Below are 14,449 nucleotides of genomic sequence, written 5' to 3' on the forward strand. Positions count from 1 at the left end.
ATGATTCAAATATTTGCCTTTTATATCTTCGCTACGGTCTGCATTGCCTCTGCGGCGATGGTGATCTTTTCTCGCAACCCCGTGCATAGCGTGATGTGGCTGATCTTGGCATTTTTCAATGCTGCGGGTCTGATGCTGCTGTGCGGCGCGGAATTTATCGCCATGTTGCTGATCATTGTTTATGTCGGCGCGGTGGCGGTGTTGTTCCTGTTCGTCGTCATGATGCTGGATATTGACTTTGCTGAATTGCGAGCGGGCTTTGTCCGTTACCTTCCGCTTGGCGCGTTGGTGGCCATTATCTTGGTAGCTGAACTCGTCTTTGCGCTGGGGGCATGGAATGCAGGGGCCATTGACATGGCCGCACGCGCCGCTCCGATTGCAACCGACATGACGAACATCGAACAAATTGGTGCGCAGATCTTTACGCGCTATGTGTTCCTGTTCGAAGCATCGGGCATGATCCTGTTGGTGGCCATGATTGGCGCCATTGTTCTGACCAACCGTCAGCGCGCAGGTGTTCGCCGGCAAGTGATTGCCGATCAGGTCCGTCGTCGTCCGGAAGAGGCTACGCGCCTTGTTGATCAGCCCGTCGGGCAGGGGGTCGAACTGTGATTTCCGTAGGACATTATCTTGCCGTCTCGGCAGTGCTGTTCACGCTGGGCGTGCTTGGCATCTTTATCAACCGCAAGAATATCATCGTCATTTTGATGGCGATCGAATTGATCTTGTTGGCCGTCAACATCAACCTTGTCGCTTTTTCGGCGGCATTGGGGGATTTGGTTGGTCAGGTCTTTTCGATGTTTGTTCTGACCGTTGCGGCGGGTGAAGCAGCCATTGGTCTGGCAATTCTTGTTATTTATTTCCGTGGCCGTGGCACCATCGCGGTTGACGATGCCAACCGGATGAAGGGATAAGCCGGTGATACAGGCAATCGTATTCCTGCCGCTGCTGGCGGCGCTTGTTGCGGGGCTGGGGCATCATGTCATCGGCAAAACCGCATCGAAAATGATCACGACGGGCGCGCTGTTCATCAGCGCGGCCCTGAGCTGGCCAATTTTCCTTTCGTTCATCAACGGCACCGGCGAAGCGGGTGTTGTGACGGTGCTGCAGTGGGTCCAATCGGGCACGCTCAGCTTTAACTGGGAATTGAAGATTGATACGCTGACAGCGGTAATGCTGGTGGTGATCAACACGGTTTCGGCCCTCGTTCACCTCTATAGCTGGAGCTATATGAGCGAGGATCCGCACCAGCCGCGCTTCTTTGCCTATCTGTCCTTGTTCACCTTTGCGATGTTGATGCTGGTGACAGCCAATAACCTCGTTCAGATGTTCTTTGGCTGGGAAGGCGTTGGTCTGGCGTCCTATTTGCTGATTGGTTTCTGGTACAAGAAACAAAGCGCAAATGCTGCGGCCATGAAGGCCTTTGTGGTCAACCGCGTTGGCGACTTGGGCTTCATGCTGGGTATCTTCGCGACCTTTTTGGTGTTCGGCACCGTGTCGATCCCTGAAATTCTCGAAGCGGCTCCGGCCATGGCTGGATCGACCATCGGTTTCTTGGGGTTGCGCCTTGATACGATGACCGTGCTGTGCTTGCTGCTGTTCATCGGCGCAATGGGCAAGTCGGCGCAATTGGGTCTGCACACTTGGTTGCCAGACGCCATGGAAGGTCCGACCCCTGTGTCGGCGCTGATCCACGCCGCCACCATGGTGACGGCTGGTGTGTTCATGGTTTGCCGCTTGTCGCCGATGTTCGAAGCTGCTCCGGTGGCTTTGTCGGTGGTGACCGTTGTTGGCGCTGCGACATGCTTCTTTGCGGCAACCGTTGGCACCACGCAGCATGATATCAAGCGCGTAATCGCTTATTCGACCTGTTCGCAGCTTGGCTATATGTTCTTCGCTGCTGGCGTTGGGGCCTATGGCGCAGCGATGTTCCACTTGTTCACGCACGCATTTTTCAAGGCTTTGTTGTTCTTGGGCGCCGGTTCGGTGATCCATGCGATGCATCACGAACAAGATATGCGCTATTATGGCGGCCTGCGTAAGCATATCCCGCTGACCTATTGGGCGATGATGATGGGCACGCTCGCCATAACCGGTGTGGGTATTTATGGCGTATTTGGTTTTGCTGGTTTCTATTCCAAGGACGGCATTTTGGAAGCAGCCTTTGCCGCTGGCGGTCTTGGCACCATGGCGTTTTGGGTCGGCATTTTCGCAGCTCTGCTCACCAGCTTCTATAGCTGGCGTCTGGTGTTCCTGACCTTCCACGGCAAGCCGCGTTGGGAACAGAGCGAGCATATTCAACATGCTGTTCATGACGAACATCATGATGATGCGCATGATTATGCCCATGCCCATGCACCAAAGGCGGACAGCGATGGCACAGCGGGTTATCATCCACATGAAAGCCCGCTGCCGATGCTGGTTCCACTGGTGATCTTGTCGATTGGTGCGGTGTTCGCTGGCTTTATCTTCAACCACCCGTTCATCTATCCCGAAGAAGGCACGGCCTTCTGGGCTGGCAGCTTGGCTTATAATGCTGAGTTGATGCATGCGGCGCATGAAGTGCCGATGTGGGTGAAATGGACGCCATTTGCCGTCATGGCCATTGGTCTGCTCCTTGCTTGGAACAGCTATATTCGCAATCCGTCGATCCCGGCCCGCTTTGTGGCGACCTTCCGCCCGCTGCACCAGTTCCTGTTCAACAAATGGTATTTTGACGAACTTTACGATAAAATCTTCGTCAAGCCTGCCTTTGCTTTGGGCCGGTTCTTCTGGCAGCGCGGTGACGTTGGCACCATTGACGCGCTGGGTCCGAATGGCGTTGCATCGGTTGTTTCCGGTGGTTCGCGTCTCGCCGTCCGACTTCAGTCGGGTTATGTTTATGGATATGCTTTTGTGATGCTGCTCGGCTTGGTCGGGTTGGTCACATGGGCAATGGTCAAATTCCTGTGAGCGGCTCTATGGGTATCCTTTCGCTGATGCTGGCGATCCCCGCGATCGCTGCCATCCTTTGTATCTTTTCCGGTGATCGTCTGGCGCGCTTTGTCGCGCTGGGCGCCACCTTGGTGAACTTTGCTTTGGGGCTCGTCATGTGGCGCGGTTTCGAAGTGAATGGGGCGCAATGGCAATTTGTCGAGCGCGCCGACCTATTTGGCCGTTTCCAATATGCTTTGGGCATTGACGGTATGGCGTTGATGCTGATCTTGCTGACGGCATTTTTGATGCCGCTGTGCATCCTCGCTAGCTGGCAGGCCATTCAAAAGCGTGTTGGCCTGTACATGGGCATGTTCTTGCTGATGGAAGCGATCGTGATCGGCGTTTTCGCAGCGCAGGATTTGATCCTCTTTTACATCTTCTTTGAAGCAGCGCTGATCCCGATGTATTTCATCATCGGTATCTGGGGCGGCGACAACCGCAAATATGCCGCGTTTAAATTCTTCCTTTATACGCTGCTCGGTTCTGTCTTGATGCTGATTGCGATGATCGTGATGATCAACACGGCTGGCACGTCTGACATTACCGCTTTGCTGAACTATGATTTCCCGACCAACATGCAATTCTGGCTGTGGCTTGCGTTCTTCGCTAGCTTGGCTGTGAAAATGCCGATGTTCCCTGTGCACACTTGGTTGCCGGACGCCCACGTTCAGGCACCAACCGCAGGGTCGATGATCTTGGCCGGTGTGTTGCTGAAAATGGGTAGCTATGGCTTCATTCGTTTCATGATGCCGATGTTCCCAGACGCATCTGCTGATCTGATGTGGGTCGTGTTCATCTTGTCGATGATCGCGGTGGTGTACACCAGCCTGATCGCCTTGGTGCAGAATGATATGAAGAAGCTGATTGCTTATTCGTCGGTTGCCCACATGGCGATTGTCACCGCTGGTCTGTTCGCGTTCAACCAACAAGGCCTTGAAGGCGCGCTGGTCATCATGCTCAGCCACGGTGTTGTTTCGGCGGCATTGTTCTTCTGTGTTGGCGTGATTTACGATCGTCTGCACACGCGTGAAATCAGCCGTTACGGCGGTTTGGCTATTAACATGCCAGCTTATGCTGTCTTCTTCTTGCTGTTCACCATGGCGTCGATTGGCTTGCCAGGCACCAGCGGTTTCGTCGGTGAATTCCTCAGCTTGCTGGGCATTTACGAAGCATCCAGCTTTGTAGCTTTGATCTGCGCTACCGGCATCATCTTGGGTGCTGCCTATATGCTTTATCTGTATCGCCGTGTGGTGTTCGGCGATTTGACCAAGGACGATGTGAAGGCGATGACCGACCTGAATGCCCGTGAATGGGCCATCATGGTTCCGCTGGCCGCCGTGGCTTTGTGGATGGGTATCTATCCGGAAAGCTTCCTTGCGCCGATGCGCGATGACGTAGCCTTTGTGGTAGAGCGTCTGGCCGATGCAAAGCCTGCGGGTGATGCACAGCTTGCGGCACCTGCCGTGATTGCAGGAGTGGCGCAATGATCGCTGATCTGAACTTGATTTGGCCTGAAATCATCCTCGCCGTTGGGGCGATGGTGACGCTGATGATTGGTGTCTATCTCGGCGATCGCCGCGTGGCGCTGTATCAAATCAGCACCATGGTTACGCTGGCGGCTGCAATTGCAGCCGTCGCCACCATCTTTGGTACCGAAGCCACTGCTTTTTCGGGCACGGTTGCGGTCGATAATTTCGGCAATTTTGCCAAAATCCTGATTTATGCCGCCAGCTTGGTTTGCATTGTCATTGCGCCGCGCTTTTTTGAAAAAGGCATGAAGGCGGAATATCCGGTTCTGGTCGTGTTGGCCGCGCTGGGTATGGGCATCATGGTGTCGTCGCGCGACATGATGACGCTTTATATCGGTCTGGAACTGAACAGCCTCGCGGCTTATGTTTTGGCCAGCTTCATGCGCAATGATGATCGCTCCAGCGAAGCGGGCCTGAAATATTTTGTTTTGGGTGCTTTGGCTTCGGGTATGCTGCTTTACGGTATCTCGCTGCTCTATGGTTTTTCGGGTTCGACCCAGTTCAACGAAATCGCAGCCGCCTTGGCCAGCGATGTGTCGAGGGGCGAATTGTTCGGCCTGATCTTTGTCTTGGCCGGTCTGGCGTTTAAAATCAGCGCTGTTCCGTTCCACATGTGGACGCCCGACGTCTATGAAGGCGCGCCGACCCCTGTCACCGCTTTCTTTGCGTCGGCCCCCAAAGTGGCGGCTATGGCTTTGATGACCCGCGTTGCCATTGATGCGATGGGCCCTGCATTGGGCGCATGGCAGCAAATCGTGATTTTCTTGGCCTTGGCCTCGATCATCTTGGGTGCGGTTGGTGCCATTGGACAAAAGAATATCAAGCGTCTGCTGGCGTATTCGTCGATCAACAACGTCGGCTTCATGCTGATTGGTTTGGCGGCAGGCACACAGGCCGGCGTCGAAGCGATCCTGACCTATTTGGTCGTTTATTTGGTCACCACCTTGGGTGCCTTCTTGGTTGTATTGCAACTGACCGACAAAGACGGCAACCGCGTTGAAAGCATTCCGGCTTTGGCGGGTCTGTCGTCCAGCCGCCCCGGTTTGGCAGCGGCCATGGCAGTGTTCCTGTTCAGCCTTGCTGGCATTCCGCCGCTCTTCGGTTTCTGGCCCAAATATTTGGTGTTCGAAGCCGCTGTTGCCGCCGATCTGGTGCCCTTGGCGGTTGCAGGTATCGTCGCTTCGGTGATTGGCGCTTATTATTATATCGCCGTCATCAAGACGATGTATTTTGACGACAAGTCGGACGTTCAAATCACGGGTCAGGGCACGCTGATTGACAATGCCATGCTGGCCGCCAGCGCGGTTTGGCTGTGCGTCATCGGCTATTTGTTCATTCCCGTTCTGGGCACGGTTTCGACCAGCGCTGCTTCGGTGCTGTTCTGATACCGCCCATTGAACGGGTTCAGCAGACCGGCTCTACCAGCGCCGATCTGCTGGGACGCCTTGCGAGGCAAGAATATGTTGGCGACGGGCATTGGCTCGTCGCTGACAGACAAAGTGCCGGTCGTGGCCGATTGGGCCGTGCATGGGGCGATGGTTTTGGAAATTTTATGGGGTCGGTCGCTATCCATTTGACCAAAACCGACCCGATGGCCGCGACATTGGCTTTGGTGGCCGCCGTCGCACTGACCGATACGGTCAAGGCTTTAGCGCCAGACCTTCCGATGCAAATGAAATGGCCCAATGATCTGTTACTGGATGGGGCGAAGTGCGCGGGCATTTTGCTGGAACGCAGCGGGGACGCGGTCGTCATTGGCATCGGGGTCAATCTTGTGTCATCCCCCGATTTACCGGATCGCCGCACGGCCTGTTTCGCGGATTATGACGTGACATTTTCGCGCGACTTATTTGGCGATGCGCTGGCCATCGCCCTGATGGACGCGCTGCGCTGTTGGCGCGATGAAGGGGTCGCGGCCATTGTTCACCGCTGGTTGGCCATCGCCCATCCCATCGGCACCCCGCTGCGCGTCAGCGAGCAGGGGATCGATGGCTTGTTTCACGGATTGAACCCCGATGGGGCCTTGCGCTTGAAAATGGCGGATGGTCATATTGTTGAGGTGCACGCCGGTGATGTCGAATTGCTGCGCCCTGTCGAAGAAGGAAATTAACGGTGCTGCTTGCGATTGATGTTGGCAATACCAACGCCAAATTTGCCCTGTTTGACGGGCATCGCATGGTCACGCGCTGGCGTATCGCCACCGATGATCGCCGCACGGCCGATGAATATGCCGTGTGGCTTGATCAATTGATGCGCATCGAAAATCTGGACCGCAAGCTGGTGCAAGCGGTGATTATTTCCACCGTGGTGCCCCGTGCGCTTCATAATTTGCGTTTGCTGTCCCAAAAATATTTCCAACTGGAACCGTTGATCGCGGGCCGCGATCCGGTGGGCTGGGGTATTGCGTTAAAGGTAGAGGAGCCGGGTTCCGTTGGCGCCGACCGCGCGGTGAACGCTATTTCCGCACAAGCGTTGGAACCACAAGGCGAGAAATTGGTCATTAGCTTTGGCACGGCAACGACATTGGACCATATCAGCGCAGAGGGCGCTTATATGGGCGGAATTATCGCCCCCGGTGTGAATTTGTCGCTGGAAGCTTTGGTGGCCGCCGCCGCGAAATTGCCGCGCATCGCCATCGAAGCGCCGGAAACACGCAGCGTGATTGGCCGCACCACCGAAAGCCAGATGTTGATTGGCATCTATTGGGGCTATGTTGCCATGGTTGAGGGGCTGATTGCGCGCATGAAGGCGGAAATTGGCCAGCCTGTCACGGTAATCGCCACCGGCGGCTTGGCGGTATTATTTGATCAAGAAACGGGTTTGTTCGACCGTATCGAACCAGATTTAACCTTAAATGGTTTAATGCAATTATATGAAAAGCGAGACGCTGAGTGACAAAGCCCGGTAAAGAATTGCTATTTCTGGCCCTTGGCGGGTCAGGAGAGATTGGCATGAACGCCAATCTTTATGGCTGTGACGGCAAATGGTTGATGATTGATTTGGGCGTCAGCTTTGGCGGTGAAGAATATCCGGGCATTGATATTGTCATGCCCGATCTGGAATTTATCGAGGAACGGCGTGATGACCTGCTGGCTATCGTGCTGACCCATGGTCATGAAGATCATATTGGGGCGATCCCTTATTTGGCGGCCGATTTGGGCGTTCCGCTGTATGCCAATCGATTTACAGCGGGGCTGATCGCGCACAAACTGATCGAAGAGGGGCTGGAGAAAGACGTCGACCTGCGGGTTATGGACATTGACGGCCAAGTCGATATTGGCCCCTTTGGTGTGCGCTTTGTTCCCTTGGCGCACAGCATTTTGGAAATGAGCGCGGTCGTGCTCGACACGCCTTATGGGCGCGTGTTCCATACCGGCGACTGGAAATTGGACGAAACGCCCGTTTTGGGCCAGCCCGCGCCTGCCCAATATCTCAAGAGCATTGGCGACGAAGGGGTCGACGTGCTGGTGTGCGACAGCACCAATGTGTTCAACCCCGAAAGCTCGGGCAGCGAAGGCAGCGTGCATGAACATTTGCTGCGCGCCGTCACCAATGCGCGCGGGCGCGCTTTGGTGACGACCTTTGCGTCCAATGCTGCGCGCCTGCACACATTGGGCGAAGTCGCCAAAGCCAGTGGCCGCAAATTATGCGTGGCGGGTCGTTCGCTGGATCGGATTTTGGGCGTTGCCCAATCTTGCGGCTATTTGACAGATTTTCCCGCGACCATCAGCTTTGACGAAGCGATGCGCCTGCCGCGTCACGAGGTAATGATTATCGCCACCGGCGGGCAGGGCGAACCGCGTGCCGCTTTGGCCCGCATCGCCGCCGACACGCACCAAATTAAATTGGACGCGGGCGACACGGTAATATTTTCGTCCAAGCAAATTCCGGGCAATGAATTGGCCATTGGGCGTATTATGAACCAATTGGCGGCCAAGGAAGTTTTGACTGTCACGGAAAAACAAGCCCATATCCATGTCAGTGGCCACCCCGGTCAGCCGGAATTGGCGGCGCTATATGGCTGGTTGCGCCCGACAACCATTTTGCCGGTGCATGGCGAAATTCGCCATATGCAGGAACAGGCGCGCTTTGCGCTGCAATGCGGTGTCCCCCACGCCATTACCCAGAAAAATGGCGATCTGGTCCGCTTGGCCCCCAAGGGCGGGAAAATCATCGACCAAGTGCGCGCTGGCCGCTTGTTGCTGGACGGGGATGTCATTTTGCCCGCCGACGGCGAAAGCATCAACGAGCGCCGCAAACTGGCTATCTATGGCCATATCAGCGTGGCGATTGTGCTGCAAAAGGGGCGCTGCATTGGCACCCGCATCCAATATCGTGGTGTTCCGGTGGAGGATGACCGCGAAGAATTTTTGGCCCAGCTCAATGAGGCCGCCGAAACAGCGGCGGACAAACCGGCCAAAGACTTTGATGCCCGCAAAGAAAATATTCGCCTTGGCGTGCGCCGTGTGGCAACCGAGTGGACAGGCAAAAAGCCGATCACCGATGTTTTGGTCGTGGAGGTATAAAATGAGTTGGACGTCCATGCTTGCGATTTACGCGCTTGTCTGGTCGATCAGCGCATTTTTTGTCCTGCCTTTTCATGGTCGGCGCCCCGCGGATGACGCGGTGCCGTTGATCGCGGGCCAAGAACCGGGCGCACCGTCACAGGTGCGCCTTGGACGTATTGCCCTGCAAATAACAATTTTGTCAGCCTTGCTTTTTGCCTTATTTTACATAGCTTTCACCCAAGGTTGGGCCGATCCGAACGTGATCGCAGGTCGGGCATGACAAGGGCGGTCCATGCCGTAAAATGGGCCGTGTTTTCTTTGCTCCTTTCTGTCTTGGGCATCGCCCGAAATTGCGGGCGCAAAATATATTGCACCCGCATCGCCCATCGCTACACATGTGGACCGAGGCGGCTGTAACAATCTGGTCCTATGCGAACCATTCACCGCCGAATAAAGTAGGGAGAGAGAATGAGCGCAACGTCCGACCATGGCCCGATGCACCCCGCCGATACGGCGTCGGAATATCAACCCAATGCCAAAGAAATTCGCATGGTCATTGCGGCATCGTCCGCAGGGACGATCTTTGAATGGTATGATTTCTTCATCTATGGGACTTTGGCGGCCATCATTGGACGAACCTTTTTCCCCAGCGATAATACAACCTTAGAGGTTTTGCTGGTGTGGGCGGGCTTTGCTGTCGGATTTGGCTTTCGCCCTCTTGGTGCGCTGTTGTTCGGTTTCTTGGGCGACCGTTTGGGACGCAAATATACATTTTTGGTCACCGTCACCCTGATGGGCGTCGCGACGGCGGGCGTTGGGCTTATTCCATCGGCAGAGAGTATCGGCATTGCGGCCCCGATCATCGTGATTTTGCTGCGTATCTTGCAAGGATTGGCGCTGGGCGGCGAATATGGCGGCGCGGCCATTTATGTCGCCGAACATAGCCCGCCGGAAAAGCGCGGATTTTACACCAGCTTCATTCAAGCCAGCGTAGTGGGCGGCTTTGTGCTCAGCCTGATGGTGTTGTTGGGGTGCAAGGCGTTGATGTCCGATGATATTTGGCAAAGCTGGGGCTGGCGCGTTCCCTTTTTATTGTCGATCCTATTGCTGGCTATATCCTTGTGGATGCGCTTGAAACTATCCGAAAGCCCGGTCTTTAAGGCCATGAAAGCCAAGGGCGAAATTGTTAAAAACCCCATCAAGGAAAGCTTTACTTATCCCGGCAATATTCGCCGCATGTTCGTTGCCTTGTTCGGCATAGCAGCAGGTTTGACGGTGATTTGGTATACGGCGATGTTTTCTGGCCTGTCCTTCTTAAAAGGACCGATGCGAGTTGAGGAAACCGTGGCGGAAATTATTGTTGGTTTGGCGGCGGCGGTGGGGATGCTGTTTTTCATTTGGGCGGGCCGTGTGTCGGACCGTGTGGGCCGGAAAAAGCCAATTGTCTGGGGCTATGCCGCGACATTGTTGCTGTTGTTTCCGCTGTTTTGGTTGATGGGCGCGGTCGGAAATCCGGCCTTGACCCAAGCCGCGAAGGACGCGCCCGTGGTGGTCACGGGGTCGCAATGTAATTTTGATCCCTTTGCACAGGTTCAGGCTACGTCATGCGGCAAGATATTGTCAGAATTAACAAAATTGGGCGTATCCTATGATGTAGCACCCAGCGATAGCGCCTTTGACGTGGCGACCGTCCATATCGGCGGACGCGAAGTTGCCAGCGATGACCCCAGCATATTAAAGCCTGCGCTTGAAGCGATGGGCTATGGTTTCGACCCGCAAATCCCGCATTGGACAGGTTTGTTGATGATTTTCTTGGCGCTTGTTGGGCTGAGTGCTTTGTCGGGCTTTACCTATGGGCCGGTGGCGGCGCTTTTGTCGGAATATTTTCCGCCGCATGTCCGCTATTCGTCGCTATCATTGCCTTATCATTTGGGAACGGGGTATTTTGGCGGATTTTTGCCACTGATCGCGACCTTCATTGTTGCCAAATCGGGCAATGCTTTTGCCGGTCTGTGGTATACATGGGTGGTAGTGCTGGTCGCCTTTCTCATCAGTGCCTTCATGCTGAAAGAAGCGGGACGCGACGCATGGGGCGGGGCAGATAATCATCAAAGCCCCATTGGCGATGGAAGTAAATCCGGCTAGTTAGCCCAAATGCTTGAAATAACATCGCCGCTGCGCCTTCGTTTGTCCCATGATACCCTGATTTCCAACTGGCGCTGGTTGGCGGCGCAAGCGGATGGCGCGGCATGCGGCGCGGCGGTGAAGGCCAATGGCTATGGTTTGGGCGCGCGCGACGTGATGTTGCGCTTGGCTGGGGTAGGCTGTCGTCATTTCTTTGTCGCGACATGGGCAGAGGCAGCGGCGCTGTTGCCATTGCCTTATGGCTGCGAATTGTCCGTGCTGCACGGCCTTGGGCCCGATGATATGGGACCTGCCTCCGCCATAGCCGCCCGTCCGGTGCTGGCCAGTCCAGAGCAAATCCAGCGGTGGAAGGCGATGGGGGCAGGGCGGCCCTGCGATATCATGGTCGACACGGGGATGAACCGCCTTGGGCTGCGTGTGGAACAAGTCGCCCAAGGCGCAGCGGATGGGTTGCATATCGTCAATTGCCTCAGCCACTTATCCTCGGCTGATGAGGATTTGGACGTCAGCGCCGCGCAATTGGCGGCGTTTCAGACCGTGACCCGCCTTGTGAAGGCCCAGCGTTACAGCTTGGCCAATAGTGCGGGTCTATGTTTGGGGACGGAGTATCAATTTGACCTGATGCGCCCCGGCATCGCGCTTTATGGCGGCATCGTTCACCCCCGCATGGCAGGTAATATTGGCCAAGTTGTGGTGCCCGAAGCCCGTATTTTGCAACTTCGCACCGTAGATGTGGGAGAAACCGTTGGCTATGGCTGCACATGGACCGCATCGCGCGAAACCCGCGTGGCGGTGGTCAATTTGGGCTATGCGGACGGCTATTTGCGGTGTCACGGCGGCAATGGGGCTGGTATGTTGAATGGAATGCTTGTTCCGACCATTGGCCGTGTCTCAATGGATCTGCTGGCCTTTGATGTCAGCGACGTCGGTGATGTTGCCGAGGGGGATTGGATCAGCCTGTCTTATGATCTGGCCGAGCAGGCGGAAAAAACGGGCCTGTCGCAATATGAACTGCTGACAGTGCTGGGCCAACGCTTTTTGCGCATCTGGGAATGATCGTCTGAAATCTGCGCCTTTTGTGCGCTATGGCGGTGACAGTCATGTTGCGATGCGGCGCGCTTTGATGCTAGTGACATGCCACACACAGGAAGATGGAGCAATTGCGGCATGGGTAAATCGAAGGCAAGCGCCGAAGGCGATGTCATAACGATCAAAAAATATGCCAATCGCCGCCTCTATGACACAGAGCGTAGCTGTTACATCACGCTGGACGACTTGGGTGTGATGGTGCGCGAAGGGCGCGAATTTCGCGTTGTCGAAGCCAAAACAGGCGACGATATCACCCACAATGTTCTGACCCAGATTATTATGGAGTCCGAAACGCGGGGCGAAACCTTGTTGCCGGTGAACTTCTTGCGGCAATTGATCGGCATGTATGGCGACAATATGCAATCGATGGTTCCGCAATATTTGGAACAATCTATGCTGGCTTTTCGCAAAAACCAACAGGATGTGCGCGCCGCCTTTGACGGGGCTTTGGGTGACAATCCGTTGGCCGAGTTGACCCGCCGCAATCTGGAAATTTTCCAACAAGCCGCAGGCGCGTTTATGCCAGGAATGATGGCGGCCATGCCCACCCGTTCCAAAGAGGATGAGATTGCGGCCTTGAAGCGTGAAATTGCGGTGTTAAAGGCCGAATTAGCACAGAAAAATTAAATGGGGGCATTCCCCAATTTACAGAAATCGGATCATTTATGGTTAAACATGCGCTGAGCGTGACGCGGCAGGCCGACTTTGCCGCTTGGTATCAAGAGGTGATTGCCGAAGCCGATATGGCAGAGGAATCGGGTGTACGCGGCTGCATGGTCATCAAGCCTTGGGGCTATGGCATTTGGGAACGTATCCAGACCATCATGGATGCGGACATTAAAAATGCTGGCGTGCAAAATTGCTATTTCCCTTTATTCATTCCGCTGTCCTTCTTTTCGAAAGAGGCGGACCATGTTGATGGTTTCGCCAAGGAAATGGCGGTTGTTACGCACCACCGCCTGATTGCGGACGGCAAGGGCGGCTTGACGCCAGACCCCGAAGCCAAGCTGGAAGAGCCGCTGATCGTTCGCCCGACATCGGAAACGGTGATCGGCGCTGCTATGAGCCGCTGGGTCCAAAGCTGGCGCGATTTGCCGTTGAAGGTCAACCAATGGGCGAATGTCGTGCGCTGGGAAATGCGCACCCGTATGTTCCTGCGTACCAGCGAATTTTTGTGGCAAGAAGGCCATACCGCCCACGCTACCCGCGAATGCGCGATGGACGAAACTTTGCGCGCTTTGGAAATGTATCGCAATTTTGCCGAAGGCGCGCTGGCGATGCCCGTGGTGGCGGGCGAAAAGCCGGAACATGAACGCTTCCCCGGCGCGGTCGCGACCTATAGCATCGAAGCGATGATGCAGGACGGCAAAGCCTTGCAAGCGGGCACATCCCACTATTTGGGCACCGGCTTTGCCGAGGCGGCGGGCATTCGCTATCAGGACAAGGATGGCGGCCATACGCTGTGCCACACCACCAGTTGGGGTGTGTCGACACGCATGATTGGCGGCGTGATCATGACGCATGGCGATGATGACGGCTTGCGCTGTCCGCCCCGCATCGCGCCCCACCAAATCGTCATTGTGCCCATGCTGCGCGACAATGACGAAGATCAGGCGGTGATCGATTATTGCCGCGATTTGGAACAAAAGCTGAAGGGCTTGGACGCTTTCCGTGAACCCGTTCGCGTGTTGTTCGATGCTTCGCCCGTCAAGGCCCAAACCAAGCGTTGGGGCTGGGTCAAAAAGGGTGCGCCGATTATCTTGGAAATCGGCCCGCGCGACGTGGCCAATGGCAAGGTAGCGATGATCCGCCGCGACAATTTGTACAAAGATGATGGCAAGTTGAACACGGCGTTTCTGGAAAAGGACGCATTTTTAGCCGATGTGGTTGCCAATTTGGTCGATATTCAAACGAACCTGTTTGAACAAGCCCAAACACGTATGCAGGCCAATATCCGCCGCGACGTGACGGACATGGCGGGCCTCGCCGCGCATTTCGCCGACAGCAATAAAAATGCGGGCTGGGTCGAAGTGCAATGGTCGCGTCCAACCGCCGATGATTTGGAACGGATCGTTGAGCAGTTGAAAGCGTTGAAGCTGACGATGCGCAACAGCCCGATGGATGCGGCCCCCGTGGACGGAGCCTGTTTCTTTACGGGCGGCGCGGCGGTCGAACGCGTGCTGATTGGACGGACATATTAAT

13 protein-coding genes are annotated in these 14,449 nt (G+C 55.4%); all 13 read left to right on the forward strand.

The genetic code is table 11. The annotated features are described in order from the left end of the window. The 13 genes from LKO31_RS00805 to proS all read left to right on the forward strand — a co-directional run bounded on the left by LKO31_RS00805 (nt 1) and on the right by proS (nt 14,448). Nucleotides 1-612 carry an NADH-quinone oxidoreductase subunit J gene (locus LKO31_RS00805; protein WP_227688175.1) on the forward strand — a complete coding sequence of 204 codons (612 nt, stop codon included), beginning with the start codon at nt 1-3 and terminating at the stop codon, nt 610-612. Further along, nucleotides 609-914, forward strand: a complete 306-nt coding sequence (gene nuoK, locus LKO31_RS00810; protein ID WP_003051614.1) for an NADH-quinone oxidoreductase subunit NuoK — start codon at nt 609-611, stop codon at nt 912-914. Before LKO31_RS00805 ends, nuoK begins: the two co-directional genes overlap by 4 nt. 4 nt (nt 915-918) lie before the next feature. Further along, on the forward strand, nt 919-2,952 hold the full coding sequence (gene nuoL, locus LKO31_RS00815; protein ID WP_227688176.1) for an NADH-quinone oxidoreductase subunit L: 2,034 nt from the start codon (nt 919-921) through the stop codon (nt 2,950-2,952). Between the two features lie 8 nt (nt 2,953-2,960). Further along, nucleotides 2,961-4,463 (forward strand): NADH-quinone oxidoreductase subunit M, encoded by a 1,503-nt coding sequence (locus LKO31_RS00820; protein WP_227688177.1) that lies wholly within the window; start codon nt 2,961-2,963, stop codon nt 4,461-4,463. Next, the gene (nuoN, locus tag LKO31_RS00825) at nt 4,460-5,890 is read left to right on the forward strand and encodes an NADH-quinone oxidoreductase subunit NuoN (RefSeq protein WP_227688178.1); all 1,431 of its coding nucleotides are present in this window, start codon (nt 4,460-4,462) and stop codon (nt 5,888-5,890) included. Before LKO31_RS00820 ends, nuoN begins: the two co-directional genes overlap by 4 nt. Beyond that, nucleotides 5,818-6,615: a biotin--[acetyl-CoA-carboxylase] ligase gene (locus tag LKO31_RS00830; protein ID WP_320443465.1), complete on the forward strand. Its 798-nt coding sequence runs from the start codon at nt 5,818-5,820 to the stop codon at nt 6,613-6,615. The genes nuoN and LKO31_RS00830 overlap by 73 nt, the downstream gene beginning before the upstream one ends. A gap of 2 nt (nt 6,616-6,617) precedes the next feature. Next, nucleotides 6,618-7,400: a type III pantothenate kinase gene (locus LKO31_RS00835; RefSeq protein WP_227688179.1), complete on the forward strand. Its 783-nt coding sequence runs from the start codon at nt 6,618-6,620 to the stop codon at nt 7,398-7,400. A 56-nt stretch (nt 7,401-7,456) separates the two neighbouring features. Then, the gene (locus tag LKO31_RS00840; RefSeq protein WP_227688292.1) at nt 7,457-9,031 is read left to right on the forward strand and encodes a ribonuclease J; all 1,575 of its coding nucleotides are present in this window, start codon (nt 7,457-7,459) and stop codon (nt 9,029-9,031) included. A 1-nt stretch (nt 9,032) separates the two neighbouring features. Continuing rightward, nucleotides 9,033-9,293 carry a DUF1467 family protein gene (locus LKO31_RS00845; RefSeq protein WP_227688180.1) on the forward strand — a complete coding sequence of 87 codons (261 nt, stop codon included), beginning with the start codon at nt 9,033-9,035 and terminating at the stop codon, nt 9,291-9,293. A gap of 188 nt (nt 9,294-9,481) precedes the next feature. Then, nucleotides 9,482-11,158, forward strand: a complete 1,677-nt coding sequence (locus LKO31_RS00850) for an MFS transporter (protein ID WP_227688181.1) — start codon at nt 9,482-9,484, stop codon at nt 11,156-11,158. 9 nt (nt 11,159-11,167) lie between these two features. Next, entirely contained in the window at nt 11,168-12,214 is a 1,047-nt protein-coding gene (gene alr / locus LKO31_RS00855) for an alanine racemase (RefSeq protein ID WP_227688182.1), read from the forward strand. A gap of 111 nt (nt 12,215-12,325) precedes the next feature. Continuing rightward, nucleotides 12,326-12,874 carry a polyhydroxyalkanoate synthesis repressor PhaR gene (gene phaR / locus LKO31_RS00860; RefSeq protein WP_227688183.1) on the forward strand — a complete coding sequence of 183 codons (549 nt, stop codon included), beginning with the start codon at nt 12,326-12,328 and terminating at the stop codon, nt 12,872-12,874. Between the two features lie 38 nt (nt 12,875-12,912). Next, a complete protein-coding gene (gene proS, locus LKO31_RS00865) occupies nt 12,913-14,448 on the forward strand; it encodes a proline--tRNA ligase (protein WP_227688184.1) in 1,536 nt (511 codons plus the stop codon). Nucleotide 14,449 lies beyond the last annotated feature (1 nt).

This window comes from Sphingopyxis yananensis, assembly GCF_020687785.1.
GTDB lineage: Bacteria > Pseudomonadota > Alphaproteobacteria > Sphingomonadales > Sphingomonadaceae > Sphingopyxis > Sphingopyxis yananensis.